Source organism: Ferviditalea candida (genome assembly GCF_035282765.1).
GTDB lineage: Bacteria > Bacillota > Bacilli > Paenibacillales > KCTC-25726 > Ferviditalea > Ferviditalea candida.
The window spans coordinates 41329-60697 of record NZ_JAYJLD010000017.1; the positions used below are offsets into that span (position 1 = coordinate 41329).

The window sequence follows — 19369 nt, forward strand, 5'->3', positions numbered from 1 at the left end:
CCCTTGCGCAAGTAAAAAATAAAGTGTAATAATACGTATGCAGCGGACAGGGATAAGTTTCCGAAATTCCGACGATTTATTAAGGCGAACATGCGGCAGCATGATATAATCGTGGAAGCGGATAACCCCTATTTCTCTATTCTTTCATTCAGTTTTTCATCCGGAGGCGAAGTATGAGCATTCTCAATGAAACAGAGCTTTATGGACCGATCAAAAGATTTCTGGAAAATAAAGGGTATTTGGTCAAGGCGGAAGTGGAGGGCTGCGATTTGGTGGCTTTCCGGGAGGATGATCCGAGTCCGGTGATCGTCGAGATGAAAAAATCGTTCAACCTCTCGCTTGTGCTTCAGGGGATCGATCGCCTGAAGCTGTCGGATCGGGTATATTTGGCTGTGGAATACAGAGAAGGACGGGGCCTTTCCAAAAGAAAATGGAACGGGTGGGTGAATTTATGCCGGATGCTCGGTTTGGGATTGATCGGTGTGAAATTCTATCGAAAGGGAAATCCCGGGGTGCATGTGCTTTGCGATCCGGGACCGTATATGCCGAACTCCGTCAAGTCGCGGACAACGAAATTGCTCGCTGAATTTCATGGAAGAAGCGGAGATTTCAACATCGGCGGAAGCACTCAGCGCAAAATTGTTACCGTCTACCGGGAACAAGCGCTCTTTCTGGCCTTCATGCTCGAAAAGCGGGAAGCCGCCAGTCCAAAGGAACTGCGCAGTCTGTCCGGCATTGAGAAAGCCCCGCAGATTCTGCGAGACAACCATTACGAATGGTTTGAACGAGTCAAGCGCGGGGTGTACCGTTTGTCTCCTTCCGGGAAAGAAGCGCTCAACCTTTATGCGGATGTCCTTGCCGCGCGCTTCCCCGGGGAATCTCAGATGCAATTCGAAGCGGCATCCGCCAGGGCTTTCGAGAATCAATCCGCCGGAGAAGCCTAGCACTCCTCCGGATTGTCATCCAGCTCCTCGATCGCTTGCTTGAACGCTTCTACCGCTTCATCGTTCGCATTGCCGGTGGATGGGCGAAAGGCCGTATCGGACTTTGGATTTTGTTCCTTCCTATTGATATTGGATTGTTCTTGCATGGCAGCCTCCTTTTATTCATTCTAACTATGGAGTTCTGTCCGAGTTGTTTGGAGTATTTATTCAAGATCAAATCATGTTCCGGGTTTTAACAGCGGTGGTAGTATCCCTTTTTCGGAATACCATTTAATTTTGAAAAAAGAATATACTCTCTGGTCGCGTAGACAGACTCCTTTACCCATTATTATCCGCTTCCATCAGGGTCTTATGCATCCAGATGGCCGCCTGCGAGCCTTCCCCCATCGCAATTGCCAACTGTTCGGAATGCACCCCGATATCCCCTGCGGCCCATACGTGGCGAACGCTCGTCATTTTGGTGCGGGGGTCGGTAACGATATGACGATTCTCCAACCGTTCGATCCCGAGCTGTTCCGCCAATTCCGTTTTTACCCGATTTCCCCCGAAGGCGATAAATCCTTTCGATACTTTTACCGCCGCCCCTCCGGATAAACGAATTCCCTGCAGATTGCCTTCTCCGTCCGAATCAATCCCGGCGATCTCCTGCCGGATCACCTGAATGTTTCTCTCGCTCAATTGATCGATCAAGTCCCCGTCAATGGACTTTTGCCCGTGGTTGATATAAATCAAGTCATCTGTCCAGTAATACAGAGTTAAGGCCATTTTCGCCCCGGTATTGCCCGATCCCAGAACGGCCGTTTTTTGACCCCTGATTTCATAGCCGTCGCAATCCGGACAAACATAGATGGATTGACCCAAACAAGTAACCAATCCCGGCAGGGGAGGAAAGCTGTCCATAATCCCCGTGGCCAGCAGCAAAAGCCGTCCCCAGTAACGGACATCCGGATCCCGTTTCAACTCAATCGCAAATCCCCCGCCGTCACGCTTGATCCCGACCACTTCGTCTTCAATAAAACGGACACCCAGCCGTTCAGCCTGACTTCGGCCGATCCGCCGTAAATCGGGACCGGATACTCCCTCCGGCCATCCAAGTAAGTTATGGTAGCTTCGGCACAAAGTGGAACGGCCGGATGCGGAATCGACGACCAGAACATTATGTTTGTAACGGCCCAATTGGATTGCCGCCTGTAATCCGGCAATCCCGCCTCCGACAATTAGGCAGTCCACCATCATGCTTCAACCTCCCGATGACCTGCATGCGCTTAGCATGCCCTGCAAACGGACTTTCCTTTCTATCGGCCCAAACCAATTTTCCTTCATCACGGATATTGCCGCACAAACGAATTTTTTGCGCTAAACGCATCCATCGAGGCCGCCAGAGCTGAAGAACAGGGGAAGGGATTTGGCATCTTGGCCAATGAAGTCAAACAAATTAGCGGAGCAATCCGCAGAAGCTTGCTAAGGCATTAACAAAATTGTCAAGAACTTTTCCGTTTGCTTTTTCTGGGCAGTTGGGTATAATTTAATAAGAGAATTTGGAGGTGGGTAGCATGTCGGTCACTTTTTATTTGGTTATGACGGTTTTGTTACTGTTTTTAGGTTCCATCTTTACGGCAGCTTACAACGACGATAAAACAAAAGGCTTGTAAAAAAACCTCTATCGAGGCCAATTCAAGGATGAGCGACCGCTTCAAGAGGTGGTTTTTTTCCATTAAGAATTTGCTTTTTCAAAAGCCCCGAAACTTATAAATTCTTATGTGGTAAGATAAACTTCCGCGAAAAGCCAAAACCATGCCGTCTCGGGCATGGTTTTTTTGTCAGCTGATTGTAATTTTAATTTAGATCAGGAGGATCTGAGCTGTCTCATATCTTCCATGCATGGTGAACAGATATGACGGTTTTTAAACTCGACCACGGAGTCCATTGATGAACAGAATACGCATTTCGGCTTGTACCTCTCCAAAATGATATGATCTCCCTGAACCAAAATTTCTACAGGATCCCCTTCATTCATCTGATATCTTCTTCTTAAAGACTTCGGCAATACAATTCGCCCCAATTGATCCACTTTGCGAACTACCCCAACCGGTTTCAACGATTTCACCTCTCTGTCTGCTGCGTTTTCTGTATGAAATCAAGCATATATTTAAATAATTCGATGGTTTAAATAAAAAACCCTTCTCTATCCGTTAATTTTATTTTTTCAACAGCGTCTGCTTCCGCAGCTCACGGCAGTTGCAGCCGGACTGATCCTGATCGATCTCCCGGAGCGCGTCCAGCAGGATATTGCCGATGGTGCTTGATTCCTGATAAAAAATGTCGGCCAGCTCCCGATGCTCCCAATCCTTGATGATCCCTTCCGCGTAATTGACCACCATATAAATCCCCGCATAGCACGCTCCAATCTCGCGGGCTAAGTACACTTCCGGGCAAATGCTTTGGCCCACGATATCGCCATGCCACTGCCGGAACATCTGGATCTCTGCCGGACTTTCAAAATGGCGCCCGTCCGTATTGACATAAATCCCCCTGTTATACACATGCCGCGGGTGATCCTGATTGCGTTCCACTCTCTTGCGCGCCGCTTCAGTCAGCGCCTTGGATTGCGTCGGGCAAATGGCCTCCCTCATCACCAGCAGATAGGGACCGCCGAGACCGACATCCTTGCGCATGGAATTATCGATGTAATCATTGGGGATGACCAGATCCCGCAGCTCCAGAAGATGGTTGATGCTTCCGACGCCGCCTTCCACGAAAATCTTCTTCACTCCGGCCTGCTGCAGAACCCAGAACAGCTGCTGCGAAGCCGTTCCGCGGGTAACCTCATTCGGTCTCCAGCCATGCATTCTGCAATGAAGGACATTTTTGCCGTCATATTCAAACCATTTGAATTCGGGACTCTTTCCGAAGGGGGTATCGAATATCATGCCGCTTTCCCGAACATGAACTCCAGGACGGTTCAAATCCTCGGGAAATTCGATGGAAAACACGCTCGAACCGCCGATAATGGCAAAATCAAGCTGGGGTATCGCTTTTTTGTCCATACTGTTCCTTCCTTTCGCTAACATGGATCGGTTTGTCGGTTTGTCCGAAGCTGGATCGGTTTGTCCGACAGATCACTTCAGCCATGCAAAATCGACCTGTCTTAAAGCTTCATAGAGCACAACGGCCGCTGAATTCGACAAATTCAGGGAACGTACCGCATCCGTCATGGGCATGCGAATCAGCGAGTCGGAATGAGCTTCCAGAATCTCTTTCGGCAATCCGGCGGTTTCCTTCCCGAAAACAAAAAAGTCCTCATCCTGATAGCGGTATTCCGTATAGAACTTATTCGCTTTAGTTGTTGCGAAAAAAAAACGCTTGTCCGGATATCGCGCCTTCAGCTCTCCGAACGAATCGTAATAGGTCAGGTTTACCGCATGCCAATAGTCAAGCCCAGCTCTTTTCAAATACCGGTCATCGGTGGAAAACCCAAGCGGCCGTATCAGATGCAGATGCGTCTTTGTCGCTGCACAAGTTCTCGCAATGTTGCCCGTATTTGCCGGGATTTCGGGCTCAACCAGCACAATGTGAAAAGCCAATCGGCATCACCTCTAATTCAAACAGCGTAAAACCACTCCTGCGCCGGAAATCGTCAGGAGTGGCGTCTTTGTTTGACACAGATTGTCGAAATAATTATCCGTTGCGCTTCTGGAAATCCCCCATGAATTCGGCCAGCGCTTTGCAGCTGTCGTATGGAACCGCATTGTATGTAGAGGCTCTGAGTCCCCCGACACTGCGGTGACCCTTCAGACCGACAAAACCCTGTGCGGACGATTCTTTCACGAATTGCTTTTCCAATTCCTCGTCGTTCAAGCGGAAGGTGACATTCATCTGCGAGCGGTCTTCCGGGTGCGCCACACCGCGATAGAATCCGCCGCTTTGATCGATCATGTCGTAAATGAGCTTGGTCTTTTCACGGTTTCTGCGCTCCATCTCAATCGCACCGCCCTGATCCCTCACCCATTTCAGCACCAGGTTCATCATATAGACGGAATAGACAGGAGGGGTATTGTACAGGGATTGATTGGCCGCATGAGTCGAATAACGGAACATTGTCGGCAGATGCTTCGGTGAGTCCTGAACAAGCTCGTTGCGAACAATCACGACAGTAACCCCGGATGGGCCGAGATTCTTTTGTGCGCCGGCATAGATCAGCGCGAATGAAGAGACATCGATCGGTCTGCTGAGAATGTCGCTGGACATATCGGCCACCAGCGGCACATTGCCGGTATCCGGAAACTGCTGAAACTGAATGCCTCCGATTGTTTCATTCGACGTAATGTGCAGATAAGCCAAATCGGGATGAATGCTGATTTCTTTCAAGGAAGGAATTTTTGCAAAGTTGTCGGCCTCGGAACTGGCGACGATTTGTGCCTCGCCTATCAATTTCGCTTCCTTGTATGCTTTTTCCGCCCAGCTTCCGGTCATCACGTACCCTGCGGTTTTGCCCGGAGGAAGCAGATTCATCGGAATCATCGAAAATTGGGTGCTGGCGCCTCCCTGCAGCAAGAGGACATGATACCCCTCGGGAATGCCCATCAACTCTCTGAACAGCTGCTGCGTCTCGTCGTTGACCTGCTCGTATTCCTTGCTTCGATGGGATACTTCCATCAGGGACATGCCGATTCCCCTGTAGTTTACCAGCTCTTCCCGCGCTTGCTGCAGAACCTCCAAAGGCAACGCCGCCGGTCCGGCATTAAAGTTGTATGCTCTTTTCTCCACTCAGACACACCTTCTCCAATATATGATATGGATATGATAGCAAGATTCGCGTATGCATTCAAGACGCTTGTTGCACATGGGAAGTGTTTTAGGCGTCGCGATGAAATAACTTCCGCTAAATTGGTGGCCAAGATCAATTAAACCGCTTGATACTTTGCCGCCAAAAGTGGAACTAATTTCATCCCGAGCCCTTAATGTTAATTTTAATTTGTAAAGCGGTCTGCCGCGGAGCTGGCCCCAAAGGAGTACGGTTTGATCCGGACTATATAGCCGATGGAAGTAATCCAACCGACTATTTCCTGGATCAGCTTTTTGGTATCCCCGTTATTCCCGATGTCGGCATGTATTTCAACCGGCGAATCGAGCAGCAATTTGTTTATTCCGTTTTGGTTCAACAGGCGAACCGCTTCCAGACTCAATTCCGTTTCACGATAAATACGATAGCGAAGGTCCATCATCGGCTTGGTCCTCAGCTTACGGTAGAACAGTCTTGCCCCTTTTCCGCCCCGGTGAATAATCAATGCCGTAACATACACCGTTCCTTGTCTGTTGGTATGGGAATCGGTCCCGATCACCAATTTGTAACGGGCATGCGGATCTTCCTGAATATAATCGCGTATGTTTTCCGTCATCTCATGAATCGTCATGATTCCCCGCGTCGGACTGGTAAAGTGCATGATGGATTCCTCCTTTCATATCGTATGTTTTCTATTTTATGTTGAAATTATTAACAGGGTATTAAATAATACAAAAACGCCTGACGGCGTTCAGAGTGATGAGAAACCCTAAGAATGAAATTAGGCATCGTGATGAAATAATCCCGAAAAAGCAAAGATCAATAAAACCGCTTGATACTTTGCCGCCAAAAGTGGAACTAATTTCATCACGAGCCGTTAGTCTTTTTGTCGGGTGGGGGGTATCATCTTCCGTCGCTCTTGAGACCAGGAAACAGAATTAAAAATTACGGTATTTTCCCGGTTTCAATGGCGTAAAAACTGCTTTGGGAGCATAAACCCAGGTCTCTACAGAAGATACCTCCCAGCCCTATGAATCCTCATTCCCATAATGAGGGGTTTTTCGACAGCTAAAACGCTACGGCGCCCATAGAAGTACAGAAAAAGGGCTGTCCCATCGACTCTGGAGACAACCCTCTTTTGGTCTTTTCGGATATAATTAGCAGCCAAAGTATAAGGAATACTCGTGCGGATGAATGCGGATAGCGACTTCTTTGGCTTCGGAACGCTTGAAATCGATATAATTTTGAATGAAGTCCTCGCTGAATGCGCCGCCTTCGGTCAAGAATTCGTGATCGGCTTCCAGAGCGTCAAGCGCTTCTTCCAGGCTGCCGGGAACGCTGCGGATTTCTTTTTTGTCCGCATCGGACAATTCGTAAATATTTTTGTCGACCGGACCGTAACCGAGCTTGGTCGGATCCATTTTCTTCTTGATTCCGTCCAATCCTGCCAGAAGCATCGCTGCGAAGGCAAGATACGGATTAGCCGTGGAGTCCGGAGTACGGAACTCGATGCGGGATCCTTTCGGCGTAACCGCAGCTACCGGAATACGGACAGCGGCGGAACGGTTGCCTTTGGAGAACACCAAGTTGACAGGCGCTTCATAACCCGGAACCAGACGCTTAAAGGAGTTTGTGCTCGGATTGGTCAGCGCTATCAATGCGGGCGCATGATAAAGAATTCCTCCGATATAATTCAGGGCAATCTCGCTCAAATTTGCATAGCCGCCTTTTTCATAGAAGAGAGGTTCGTCCCCGTTAAAAATGCTTTGGTGAACGTGCATCCCGCTGCCGTTGTCGCCAAACAGCGGCTTCGGCATGAAAGTGGCCACTTTGCCATATTGTTTCGCGGTATTATGAATGATATATTTATACTTCATGAGGTTGTCGGCAGTTTTGGTCAACGTATCGAAACGGAAGTTGATCTCGCCTTGACCCGCCGTAGCCACCTCGTGATGATGGCGTTCGATGCGAAGGCCGGATTCCATCAACAGACGGCAGATTTCGCTGCGGATATCCTGCTGGGAGTCCACCGGTGCAACAGGAAAATATCCACCCTTTTTCATAACTTTGAAACCGAGGTTTCCACCCTCTTCTTCACGTCCGGTATTCCAAACGCCTTCCACGGAATCGACGGAATAGAAGGAAGTATTCATGGAACTATCGTAGCGCACATCGTCAAAAATGAAAAACTCCGATTCCGGCGCAAAGAAAGCGGCCGTACCCACACCGGTCTTTTGCAAATATTCTTCCGCTTTTTGGGCAATTCCCCGCGGGTCACGGTCATAGCGCTCGCCGTCCGGTGTATAAATGTCGCATATGACAACCAACGTCGGGTGCGCGGTGAAAGGATCGACAAAAACGGATTCCGTATCCGGCATCATGACCATATCCGACTCTTCAATGCCGCGGAATCCGGCGATGGAAGAACCGTCAAAAGCAACTCCGTTTTTGAATGTGTTCTCGTCCACCTCGATAGCAGGAATACTGATATGATGGGCTCTACCAGACAAATCCGTAAAACGGAAATCCACCCACTCGATACTGTTTTCTTTAATCATGTCCAGGATGTGTTGAACCGACATTATTCGCCCTCCTAATTTCCGAACATTATTCATGTAATAGCATAGAAATGTTCAAGTTTTAGCTGATTTATGTGGTTATTATAAATCGACATTTTTGCTGCGTCAATACTTATGTAAGATATTTTTTGAGCGAAATGTTAGTTATTCTTACACCAATTCAAATTTTGGTCAAAATAAAGGCCCCGAATTCCTTTTTTGTAAGAATCCGGGGCAAGTCAAAAGGGTTCATATCAATTGAAGCCAGATGAATACATCTGGAGGAGAATGCGATAATTAGTCGGATAAAGAGCTTATTTGGAGGATGCTGACGAAACCGGTTCCTTATGCGTATTGAAGGATCGGCCCAACAAAGGCGCCAGCTTCTCCATATCCTGCAGCAGCTCGGCAAATTGCTCCGGGTACAGGGATTGCACGCCGTCGCCGGTCATCGAATTATCGGGATCGGTATGCACTTCGATGATCAACCCGTCCGCTCCGGCGGCAACCGCAGCTTTGGACATCGGCACCACCAGTTCCCTCCTGCCCGTTCCGTGGCTCGGATCAACGATAACCGGAAGATGGCTCAATTGATGCAGGACCGGCACGGCATTCAGATCGAGTGTGTTTCGGGTATAGGATTCAAACGTACGGATTCCGCGTTCGCACAGCATAACGTTCGGATTTCCTCCGGCCAAAATGTATTCCGACGCATTCAACAATTCGTCATAGGTTGCGCTGAAGCCCCTCTTCAGCATGATCGGCGTATCGATCGTTCCCAGCTTGCGGAGAAGATCGAAATTTTGCATATTGCGGGTTCCGATTTGAAGTATGTCCGTATATTGAGCGCAAATATCCACATACTCGGGAGTCATCACTTCCGTGATCGTCAGCAGACCGTGCTTCTTTCCCGCTTCGGCCATCCATTCCAAGCCTTCGACCCCGATGCCTTGAAAGCTGTATGGGCCCGTTCGCGGTTTAAACGCTCCCCCGCGCATCACTTGGCCGCCTGCGGCTTTGATCAGCCGCGCGATCTCGTCGATTTGCCTGGGGGATTCGACCGCGCATGGCCCGCCCATCATGACGAGCTCACCGCCGCCGATTTTAACTCCCTTGATATCGATGACCGTATTGTCTGGATGAAAATCCCGGCTGGCCAATTTATAGGATTTGGAAATTTTGATTACTTCCTCGACCCCCGACATCTGCCTCAATTGCTCCGCAAGCTTGGGATCGGCCTTGCCGATGATACCGATGACCACCCGATCGGTCCCTCTTGAGATATGGGCTGTGACGCCCTGCTTTTCAATATGCCGAACGATCTCCTGAAGACGTTCTTCCGATGTTGCATGGCTCATGATGGCGATCATGCGCTCTCACACTCCCATCTCTTTCTCGCTTAAACGCTTATACGCTTAAACGCTTTTAATTACTAAAGTAAATATAGCTGTTTTTACTTTGATCGTCAAGCAAAAAATCTTGCTCGATAGACTCTCCGACAAAAAACGGGCGGAAAAAATCGCCGCCCGTCGCCTGTTACCGCAGACTGTTGCATCCGCTTTTTCGATCAGCCGCTTTTGTTGTCGGCGATCTTCATTTTTTTCTGCTTTCTGCGGTCCCTGCGTTTGTCCGCATAAAACTGAAGCAGCGTCTTTACGGGAAAGTACATGACCAGTCCCAGCAAGGTGCCGTTAATGATGCCGCCGACAATTAATTTCATGTTTACAAAAATGACTTTTTCCATCCAACCGGGAAAAAAATGCAAATATTTCATAAAATGATGATTGACGAGAAGTCCTCCGACTTTGCTGTTTAAAAACGCAAACGGAATGTAAATGATTTTGCCGAAAACAAATCCGAGCAAAGCGCCGGCCAAGCTCGCACGAAAAATATAAACGAACGGGAAAATTAAAAAGAAGGCCAATCCCATAGTGGGCAAAGTGAACATTTCCACGGCCAAGCCGACGGAAAAACCCTTGGCCACCATGGACGGGCCCCCTTTGGCCCGCAGCAGGAGCAAATATTTGTATTTCAACCACCGTTTCATTTATCCCATCCCATCGTAAATCATTTCCGCGTTGAAGGCATGTTATTTTGCGTTGGAGTCCTGCTTTTCCCTAAAGCTTGGCAATAAACGGTTCTTGTTGACGGTCCGCCGAATTTCCCAGGTTGAAGAGTCGCGTTCGTCAAATTGCTCCAAATAATGGACCACCTCATTGGTGATCGGCGTAGGCGTAGAGGCGCCCGATGTAACCGCCACACTCCGTTTCCCCTTCAGCCAATCCGGATTGATCTCGGAAACATCGGCCACCCGGTGCGCTTTGACTCCGGCTATCTCCTCGGAAACCTGGGCAAGCCTGTTCGAATTATTGCTGCGCGGATCCCCTACGACAATCAGCATATCCGCTTCCTTTGCCTGTTCGGCAACCGCTTCCTGTCTGATTTGAGTGGCCAGACAAATCTCGTTGTGAATTTCCGCAGCGGGGAATTTTTGCAGCAGCTTGTTCATGATATGCCGAATATCCCATTGACTCATTGTGGTTTGATTTGTGATGACGATGCGGGACGCCGCAATCCGCAGTCCGTCGATTTCCGATTCCTGTTCGATCAGGTGGACGTGTCCCGGCGCTATGCCCATAGCTCCCTCCGGTTCAGGATGACCTTTTTTGCCGATATAGATGATTTCATAGCCCTGTTCCGTCTTCTCCCGAATCAAATCGTGCGTCCGGGTCACATCGGGACAAGTCGCATCCACTACCGTCAGTCCCCGCTTCCTTGCCTTTTGCCGAACCTCCGGAGATACTCCGTGAGCGGTGAAAATCACTGTTCCCTTGTCCACCTGATCCAGTATCTGCAGACGATTGGCGCCGTCCAGCGTGATTATGCCTTCCTTTTGGAAGGCTTCGGTAACGTGACTGTTATGAACAATCATGCCAAGAATATATATCGGCCGCGGAAGGTCAAGATTTTTGGCGGTTTGCATCGCCAGCGCCAGCGCGTCCACAACACCGTAACAATACCCCCGAGGAGAAATCTTAACCACTTTCATCATGAACACCTGCTTTTTCTTTCAACCTTCGAAAATTTGTAAGAGCTCTCTATATCATTATATTATATACTATTAGCGTGATCCCGAAAAGTCGACAGGCATCCAGATCACAAACGTGGTCCCGGAATTTTTGCGGGTCGTCAGTTCAACGGAACCATTATGTTCGTCGAGAATCCATTTGGCGATCGAGAGTCCGAGTCCGGTTCCGGTTGTTTGACCGCGGGACGGATCGGCCCTGTAAAACCGTTCAAAGATATGGGGAATCTCTTCTTTTTCCATTCCCGCGCCCGTATCCTCTATTCGGATCCCGATCCGGTCTTCATTTCGGACCGCATCGACGCGCACGTAACCGTCCTCTGTATATTTAAATGCGTTTTCTATAAAAATAAACAGCAGCTGCCGGAAATAATCCGGGTTGGCCATAATCCACACATCTTCCAGCGCCTGCAGGTCTCCGGGGATCCATTCAACCTTTCGCGGCAGAAACTGGGCCTTGCGGTTCACATCCTCCACGATCGGTTTGATCAGCACGGGTTCCTTGTCCATCTTGTAGCCCGCATCGGCTCTGGCCAACGAAAGCAGATCGTTGACGAGCCGACTCATTCGCTCCGCTTCATCGGATATATCCTTCAGCGCCTCCACCAGCTCATTTTCATTCCCGTTTTCGCCTCTTAACGCCTCATCTCCGAATATTGCGGACTGCTTTTGCCGCCACATTCGCTGCAGCAGCTCCACATTTCCGCGGATAGTCGTCAGCGGCGTCCGCAGTTCATGCGACGCGTCGGAAACAAAACGCCGCTGCGCCCGGTACGCCTCCTCCAGATCCTGATACGTTGACTGAAGACGAGCCAGCATCCCGTTGATCGTACCGGTCAGACGGCCGATTTCATCCCGCGGACCCGCATATTCAATTCTTTTGCCAAGATCGGCGCCTTTGGCAATTTGATTCGCCGCTTCGATCACCTGATCGATCGGCTTCAGGCTTTTCCGGGCCAGAAACCATCCGATGCTGGCTGCCAGCATCACCGTCAGCAGGGCCAGCAGAATAAGAATATTCCGTAGACTGTCCAAAAAGCTGTCGGTCCGATCGACCGTCGTCGCCACCTGCAGTACACCGATTTCTTTATTGTCCAGCACCATCGGTTTATTGTAAATCAAGAACATGTTTTGACGGATCTTCGCCGTTTCGAAGGACTCTTTTCGCTGCTTCACTTTCTCGATGGCTTCCTGCGACAGCGGCAGTGAGAAGCCAAGATTGGACGAGCGTTGAATCTGCCCGTCCACCGTATAGGTCTGTAGATAAATATCGGAGTATTTGAAATCCTTCAGCTCCGGGAGCACGATTTGCACAAATCCGTAATCGGGAAATTTCACAATCCGGATTTGCGAGCTGAATTCATCCCCTCTTTGCTTGAGCGTCTGCATGGTGTCGTTGTTCATCTTGACGTATAAAAATAAATACAGCGCCAGCGCGAAAAAAACCAGCGTCACCGCGAGAATCCCCGTATACCAAAGGGTCAGGCGAAGCCGAATCGACATTTCAGTTTTCTCCCCTCAACACGTAGCCGGCGCCGCGCACGGTCTGAATCATGCGGTTTCCCCCATGCTCTTCGGTTTTCTGACGAAGAAGGGCGATGTATACTTCCAGCACGTTCGATTCCCCGCTGTAATCGTAACCCCAAATTTTTTCCATGATAATATCGCGTGAAAGCACCCGCTTCGGATTCTGTAGAAACAGATGCAGCAGCTCAAACTCTTTCGTTGTCAAATCAATCCGCTTCCCGTCCCGGAACACTTCCCGGGTATCCAAATCCATGGTCAGATCCTCAAATATCAATTTATGATCCGGGGCTTCCTTCATTTCCGTGCTTCTCCGAAGCAGCGCCCTGACTCTGGCCAGCAGCTCCTCCAAGGCAAACGGTTTGACCAGATAATCATCGGCACCGAGATCGAGCCCCTTCACGCGGTCGCGAACATCGTCCTTCGCGGTCAGCATCAGGATCGGCACGCTGCTGCCGGCTTCGCGGATGCGCCTGCACACCTCCCAGCCGTCGATGCCAGGCATCATGATATCCAGGATGACCAAATCGGGCTCCAAATCGATGAGAATCCTCAAACCTTCATAGCCGCCGTTGGCCGTATGAACGGCAAAACCCTCAAACGCAAGGCTGCGCCGCAGCAAAGACGTAATTTTCTCGTCATCGTCAATCACAAGGATTTGTTGCCTCATTCCACGCACCTCATCTTTCCGATCCGTTCCTGTCTTCTCCCATTATTGTAGCAAAAAGCGGCCGCATACTGAAAGCGGGCTTGAATTAACTTTCTGAAAACGAAAAAAACCGTTAAAGCGTCGGTCTTTTTCGTTTTCAGAAACCGCACGAGGCCCGGAAACCCTATCGGAGCCTGCTCGAAGATGTTGTCAAGTTCTTTTTTAGCGGTAGATGAAAAGGAAAGCAGGCAGCCGGCCGTTCATCTTCGGCATCTCCCTGCTTTCCTTTTCCATTATTCTCTATCAGTTGGGTCTGTCGCCGATGGTAACTCCCGTAATCATCTTTGTGCCGTTTCTGACAATGCCCAGATTCACGTGTTCGCCGACTTTGTGAGCCTGAATTTTTTTGGACAGATCATCCGCATTGTTGACCTTCACCCCGTCGACATCCAAAATGACGTCATAGGGCTGCAATCCCGCCTTGTCTGCGGGGCTTCCTTGGACGACGGAGGTGACTACCGCACCGTCCGTGCCGTCCAGCTTCAATTCCCGCACCCAATCCTTCTGAATATCCCGCATGACGATACCAATGTAAGGATGAGGGACTTTGATATTGTTCTTCAAGTTGTTCAGCACCGACGAAATCGTGCTGGTCGGGATCGCGAATCCGATTCCCTGCGCCTGTGCGCTTACGGCCGTATTGATGCCGATGACCTCGCCCTGCAGGTTCAGCAGCGGACCGCCGGAATTTCCGGGATTGATCGAGGCATCGGTCTGCAGCAGATGCTGATAATGACGAGTCCCCTTGTTATCCGGGATATCGATCGGGCGCTCCTTCGCACTTAGCACGCCGACAGTGACGGTATGGTCAAATCCGTAAGGATTGCCGATGGCGACCACCCAGTCGCCGACACTCAGCGCGTTTGCATCGCCAAGCTTCAACACGGGAAAATCTTTGGTTCCTTCAATTTTCAACGCAGCCAAATCCAAATCATAGCTCGATCCCAGCAATTTTGCTTTAAACGGCTTTTCATAGCCCTCAACCGTCACCATAATCTCATCAGCGCCATCAATGACGTGCTCATTGGTGAGGATATAGCCCGACTTGTCAAAAATGAAACCCGATCCCATGCCTAGCGGCTGCGGTTTACCGTTATTTTGCGATTGCGAATTGTTGTAATCCTGCCCGGGAACCCGATCTCCAAAAAACTGGCGGAAAAATGGATCGTTAAACAACGAGTTGTCGCTTCTTGGAATGGAATTCACGTAAGTTTCAATTTGCACCACCGCAGGACTCGCGTTTTTGGCGATCCCCGAAATGTTGTTCGGACGACCCGCGTCAAGAGCAGCGGCGCTGCTGGCGGCGCTTCCGATTCCTGTACCGCTGTCCGTTTGCGGAATCCCGGACGCCGACTGGACATTTTGCGTCAATATTCCCTGATCGCCGCCGGTAAACAAATTCATCTTATCGGAAACGTACATCAGGCTGCCCATCACCAATACGCCGACCATAAATGAAGCAAACAGGCTTTTTAACGGAGACCGCCTGCGCGGGTTGGAAAATTCCCAGCTGCGGCCGTTGCCGCCTTCCTGACCCCCGCCGGAGCCGCCGCCACCACTGATCGGACGAATCGGACGAGGAGCCGTGATCTCCGCTTCTGCCGGTTGTTCGTCGAAAGAAGGACGCATCGCGCTTTCGCGCCCGGATGAATCGGCATCCGAAGCGGAGGATGCTCCTCCGCGGCCGTAAGTATAAAAATAAGCATCTTCCCCGTTGTTGTCATGCCGGTTTTCTGCGGATTGCTTCGTTTGCTCCGAATCTTTGAAAAAGTCGCCGTAATCACGACGTTTTTGATCATCTTCCATACGATTTACCTCCCCACTGGCAGAATTAACGTTTCTGTGGTCCTGTCTGTGTTCCGCCTTGACATTTCACATTGTGCACAGAAAACCTTAATTCTACCTTAAAGCCAGCTAAAACAAAGCTAAAAAACGCTCAACTGAGCAAAACATCTATTGCAAATACCGATTTTCCACTTCTCTAAGGATTTCTTGCGCCTTTTCCACCCATTCGTTGTCCACCGCGGCATCGCTCTCAACGGGATCCTGAAATTGGTTGACCAGACCGCCTGAGGTTTGCATGTCCGCCGTTTTGTCCAGCCCTTCGTTATACAGATGCTTTAATACAAAAGGCGTGCCGATGCGGACCTTGGTTTCCGGATCCTCGGCGTTTGCGTCCAGTGTCCCATCCGTAACCTGAAAGGGGATGCGAATCCAGACTTTCCGGCCTTCATCCAAGGCCCGGTCGAAGTACCCGTGATCGTAATCCCAATTGCCTCCCAGGGTAAATTCATTTTGTTCCAGAAACTGCTTCAATTCGATAAATTCATCCTCTTGGCGCTCCAAACCGGACTGCAGCTGAATCATGAAAGTTGCCTCCTCTGTTCAACATTTGAGTGCATGACGGGCTGCCCCCGTCACACAGACTCATAGTTTCTGTTCATAGGATATCCAAAAAAACGCGGGCATATGTATGGCGAACAACCGCTGGCTGACCGTATCGTGCAGGTCGCGTTGAGCTGTCAGGTATAAGGAGGAGCCCGATGCGGACACTCTCGCCGCAAGGTTTCCTTTGGCCAATTGAAGGATTCCGAGGTGCAGCACATCCAGTTGCCCTTACAGCCGCAACGCCGCAAAGAAACCCGCGGACAAGCCGACAATCAGCAATACGCAGACCTCCACTTCCATATCTGCGTCTGTCCATGGCGTTTCCTCCAAACTGCCTGCAAATGTGTATATTGTCCAGTTTAATCGATTATGCGCCGATTTTACAGAGGCGTCAGATGGAGCGGCGTATCAGTCCGGGGACGGATTTTCGAAAATTCGACCAAGCGCTCGCGATGCGTAACTTCAAGACTTGGAAATATTTTTTGTGTCAAATAACCTGACATGTTATATTGACAGGGACGGCACTGCAAATTTATAATGAGTCGGACAATGAATTGAATGTGACCTATAGGAGTCTGTCGGATCGACGGAAAAAGATTCAATTAAGGAAGTGTGCATGATGAACCTCAGTCAAGTGGCCGGCGGTCTGGATACGATATGGGTCGTGCTTACCGCTGCGATGATTTTGTTGATGGAAGGCGGATTCGCCCTGCTTGAAGCAGGCTTCGTCCGGCAGAAAAACGCTGTCAGCATAATTATGAAAATATTCGTGGATATCACTTTCGGCGCTTTGATTTACTATTTCTTCGGCTTTGCGCTCATGTACGGAAAAGATGCCTTTGGCATTTTGGGAACCAGCGGTTTTATGCTCGGCGGCGACTTGTCCCATATTCAGCTTTCTATTTCCCATGATACGTACTGGCTGTTTCAAACCGCATTTGTGGTTGCGGTCATCTCCATCGTTTCGGGCGCAGTCGCGGAACGCATTCATTTTCGCGCGTATATCCTGTTTACCATTGTGATGACGGGCGTCATTTATCCGCTGGCAGGACACTGGGTCTGGGGTATCGGAGGATGGCTCGGCAAATTGGGGATGATCGATTTTGCCGGTTCGGCCGTCATCCATGCTATGGGGGGATTTGCCGCATTGGCGGCGGCCATATTTGTCGGGCCGAGGATCGGCAAATATGCCGCTGACGGCATGGCCAATGTCGTTCCGCCTTCGAACCTGCCGCTGGCATCCGTCGGCGCGTTCATCCTTTGGTTCGGCTGGTTCGGCTTTAACTCCGGCAGCACCCTCAGCGCAATCAACGGCAACATCGGCCATATTGCCGTCACCACAATGTTGGCGGCGGCTTCCGGCGGTGCTGCCGTCATCCTGTTCACCATGTTCCGATACCGGAAAGCAGACCCGCCGATGGTGATAAACGGGGCGCTGGCCGGACTTGTCGGAATCACGGCAGGATGCGCCTTTGTCACCGATTCAGCCGCTATCATTATCGGCATGGTTTCCGGAATTGCCATGGTACTGATGACTGAATTGCTCGACAGCAAAAAAATCGACGATCCCGTCGGCGCTTTCGCCGTTCACGGCATCAGCGGAAGCATCGGCACACTGGCTGTCGGAATATTCGCCGTGCCGGAGCTCGCCCATTCAGCCGGTCAAGGCTATGCGGGCCTGCTTTACGGTGGCGGATGGACATTGCTCGGCGTCCAAGCGCTCGGCCTTGTTACCGCAGCCGTATGGGGATTTGCAGCATCATGGATTACATTGAAAGCCATTCGGGTAATCATGCCGGTTCGCGTCAGCCGCGATGAGGAATTGATCGGGCTGGACGTCAGCATACACGGTGTGCCCGCCTACAGTCAGGATCAGGATTTTATCGAAATCGGCAGCTTCAAAAACCCTTAAGCCTTAAATCGCACGAAAAACCGTCCGTCGGACGGTTCTTGAAGAGGAAACCCATTCATTTGAACGTTAGAAGGGGATGTGTTTGCGGTTCCACCGCTGTCGCTTTTCACTCACACACATCCCCCATTACTCCTGTCTGCTAACCTTCCACTTCTCTTGTCCCTTCCGCTCCGACTGCAATTACCACTCTGCAACCGTTCCGTCGCGATGACGCCAAACGGGATTTTTCCAGTTGTGTCCGGTTTCCGCCATTTTCCTTACATGGTCTTCATTGATGTTGATTCCCAATCCCGGACCCTGAAGAATTTTGACATGTCCATCCCGGTAATCAAAGACATTGGGATCTGCCAGATAATCCAACAAATCGCTGCCCTGATTGTAATGAATGCCCAAACTTTGCTCCTGGATGACCGCATTGTGGGAGGTGGCATCCACCTGGATGCATGATGCCAGAGCAATCGGACCGAGCGGACAGTGGGGAGCTACGGCCACATCATACGCCTCCGCCATGGAGAATATCTTTTTGCACTCCGTGATTCCCCCCGCATGCGACAAATCCGGCTGTATGATGTCGACGTATCCGTCGGACAGCACATGTTTAAAATCCCATCTTGAAAACATTCTTTCGCCCGTAGCGATGGGAATGCTTGTGTGCTGCGCAATCTCCCGAAGCGCTTCATTGTTCTCGGGGAGTACCGGTTCTTCAAGGAACATGGGATTGTATGGCTCCAGCTCCCTTGCCAAGATTTTGGCCATCGGCTTATGAACCCTGCCGTGGAAATCTATCCCGATGCCCACGTATTTACCGACTGCTTCGCGAACCGCAGCAATCCGCTCGACGACCTGATCGATTTTTTCCAGTGAATCGATGTATTGAAGCTCTTCGGTTGCATTCATTTTGACAGCGGTAAAACCGGCGGCCACCTTTTCCTTTGCCGCCTGTCCCACATCATTCGGGCGGTCCCCGCCGATCCACGAATAGACCCTGATGCTGTCCCGGCAAGCTCCTCCCAGCAGCTGATACACCGGGGCATTAAAATACTTGCCTTTAATATCCCAAAGCGCCTGGTCGATCCCGGCAATGGCACTCATCAGAATCGGGCCTCCGCGATAAAATCCGGACCGGTACAGCACCTGCCAATGATCCTCAATCCGCAGCGGATCCTTGCCGATCAAATATTCGCTGAGCTCTTGAACGGCGGCCTGAACCGTATTCGCACGGCCTTCCACCACCGGTTCGCCCCAGCCGGCAATGCCTTCGTCCGTTTCAATTTTCAAAAACAGCCAGCGGGGCGGTACGATAAAGGTTTCCATCCTTGTTATTTTCATCGTCAGTTTCCTCCTAAACAAACCAATAATATGATTGGATTTTTACGGTTAATCCCCTTATTCCTTCATACTCCATTTGAATAAAAATTCACGAAAATATCCGTCGGACAGGCTCCCGGATCCGCATTTCTTCTCCG

At 50.2% G+C, this 19369-nt stretch carries 19 protein-coding genes; 3 read left to right on the plus strand and 16 right to left on the minus strand.

Annotation, left to right across the window (positions count from 1 at the left end; translation table 11 throughout):
* Positions 1–173 precede the first annotated feature (173 nt).
* Positions 174–944 carry a DUF2161 domain-containing phosphodiesterase gene (locus tag VF724_RS12380; protein ID WP_371754562.1) on the plus strand — a complete coding sequence of 257 codons (771 nt, stop codon included), beginning with the start codon at positions 174–176 and terminating at the stop codon, positions 942–944.
* On the opposite strand, the gene VF724_RS12385 is transcribed toward VF724_RS12380, so the two are convergent.
* Both VF724_RS12385 and VF724_RS12390 read right to left on the minus strand, forming a co-directional pair.
* A complete protein-coding gene (locus VF724_RS12385) occupies positions 941–1090 on the minus strand; it encodes a hypothetical protein (protein ID WP_371754563.1) in 150 nt (49 codons plus the stop codon). The two genes, VF724_RS12380 and VF724_RS12385, sit on opposite strands and share 4 nt — an antisense overlap.
* Before the next feature lie 172 nt (positions 1091–1262).
* On the minus strand, positions 1263–2180 hold the full coding sequence (locus VF724_RS12390; RefSeq protein WP_371754564.1) for an NAD(P)/FAD-dependent oxidoreductase: 918 nt from the start codon (positions 2178–2180) through the stop codon (positions 1263–1265).
* A 132-nt stretch (positions 2181–2312) separates the two neighbouring features.
* Here VF724_RS12390 and VF724_RS12395 point away from each other — a divergent pair, with 132 nt between their 5' ends.
* Positions 2313–2417, plus strand: a complete 105-nt coding sequence (locus VF724_RS12395; protein ID WP_371754600.1) for a hypothetical protein — start codon at positions 2313–2315, stop codon at positions 2415–2417.
* A 373-nt stretch (positions 2418–2790) separates the two neighbouring features.
* On the opposite strand, the gene VF724_RS12400 is transcribed toward VF724_RS12395, so the two are convergent.
* The 13 genes from VF724_RS12400 to VF724_RS12460 all read right to left on the minus strand — a co-directional run bounded on the left by VF724_RS12400 (position 2791) and on the right by VF724_RS12460 (position 15970).
* The gene (locus VF724_RS12400) at positions 2791–3042 is read right to left on the minus strand and encodes an AbrB/MazE/SpoVT family DNA-binding domain-containing protein (RefSeq protein ID WP_371754565.1); all 252 of its coding nucleotides are present in this window, start codon (positions 3040–3042) and stop codon (positions 2791–2793) included.
* A 100-nt stretch (positions 3043–3142) separates the two neighbouring features.
* Positions 3143–3991 carry an MTAP family purine nucleoside phosphorylase gene (locus VF724_RS12405; RefSeq protein WP_371754566.1) on the minus strand — a complete coding sequence of 283 codons (849 nt, stop codon included), beginning with the start codon at positions 3989–3991 and terminating at the stop codon, positions 3143–3145.
* Between the two features lie 72 nt (positions 3992–4063).
* Positions 4064–4528: a tRNA (uridine(34)/cytosine(34)/5-carboxymethylaminomethyluridine(34)-2'-O)-methyltransferase TrmL gene (gene trmL, locus VF724_RS12410; RefSeq protein ID WP_371754567.1), complete on the minus strand. Its 465-nt coding sequence runs from the start codon at positions 4526–4528 to the stop codon at positions 4064–4066.
* 94 nt (positions 4529–4622) lie between these two features.
* Positions 4623–5711: a 3-phosphoserine/phosphohydroxythreonine transaminase gene (gene serC, locus VF724_RS12415; RefSeq protein WP_371754568.1), complete on the minus strand. Its 1089-nt coding sequence runs from the start codon at positions 5709–5711 to the stop codon at positions 4623–4625.
* Between the two features lie 203 nt (positions 5712–5914).
* On the minus strand, positions 5915–6388 hold the full coding sequence (locus tag VF724_RS12420; RefSeq protein WP_371754569.1) for a ribonuclease H-like YkuK family protein: 474 nt from the start codon (positions 6386–6388) through the stop codon (positions 5915–5917).
* 496 nt (positions 6389–6884) lie between these two features.
* A complete protein-coding gene (gene glnA / locus VF724_RS12425; RefSeq protein ID WP_371754570.1) occupies positions 6885–8309 on the minus strand; it encodes a type I glutamate--ammonia ligase in 1425 nt (474 codons plus the stop codon).
* Between the two features lie 290 nt (positions 8310–8599).
* A complete protein-coding gene (gene aroF / locus VF724_RS12430; protein WP_371754571.1) occupies positions 8600–9655 on the minus strand; it encodes a 3-deoxy-7-phosphoheptulonate synthase in 1056 nt (351 codons plus the stop codon).
* Between the two features lie 197 nt (positions 9656–9852).
* Positions 9853–10332, minus strand: a complete 480-nt coding sequence (locus tag VF724_RS12435) for a DUF2062 domain-containing protein (RefSeq protein WP_371754572.1) — start codon at positions 10330–10332, stop codon at positions 9853–9855.
* 42 nt (positions 10333–10374) lie between these two features.
* Positions 10375–11334, minus strand: coding sequence for a 4-hydroxy-3-methylbut-2-enyl diphosphate reductase (locus tag VF724_RS12440; RefSeq protein ID WP_371754601.1), 960 nt, complete (start codon positions 11332–11334; stop codon positions 10375–10377).
* Positions 11335–11406: 72 nt separating this feature from the next.
* Positions 11407–12873: a sensor histidine kinase gene (locus VF724_RS12445; RefSeq protein WP_371754573.1), complete on the minus strand. Its 1467-nt coding sequence runs from the start codon at positions 12871–12873 to the stop codon at positions 11407–11409.
* A gap of 1 nt (position 12874) precedes the next feature.
* On the minus strand, positions 12875–13564 hold the full coding sequence (locus VF724_RS12450) for a response regulator transcription factor (protein ID WP_371754574.1): 690 nt from the start codon (positions 13562–13564) through the stop codon (positions 12875–12877).
* 282 nt (positions 13565–13846) lie between these two features.
* Positions 13847–15409 carry a S1C family serine protease gene (locus tag VF724_RS12455; RefSeq protein WP_371754575.1) on the minus strand — a complete coding sequence of 521 codons (1563 nt, stop codon included), beginning with the start codon at positions 15407–15409 and terminating at the stop codon, positions 13847–13849.
* Between the two features lie 147 nt (positions 15410–15556).
* Positions 15557–15970, minus strand: coding sequence for a YugN family protein (locus VF724_RS12460; protein WP_371754576.1), 414 nt, complete (start codon positions 15968–15970; stop codon positions 15557–15559).
* Positions 15971–16610: 640 nt separating this feature from the next.
* On the opposite strand from VF724_RS12460, the gene VF724_RS12465 reads away from it, so the two are divergent.
* Positions 16611–17903: an ammonium transporter gene (locus VF724_RS12465; protein ID WP_371754577.1), complete on the plus strand. Its 1293-nt coding sequence runs from the start codon at positions 16611–16613 to the stop codon at positions 17901–17903.
* Positions 17904–18083: 180 nt separating this feature from the next.
* On the opposite strand, the gene dgoD is transcribed toward VF724_RS12465, so the two are convergent.
* Positions 18084–19232 (minus strand): galactonate dehydratase, encoded by a 1149-nt coding sequence (gene dgoD, locus VF724_RS12470; RefSeq protein WP_371754578.1) that lies wholly within the window; start codon positions 19230–19232, stop codon positions 18084–18086.
* Between the last annotated feature and the right edge of the window lie 137 nt (positions 19233–19369).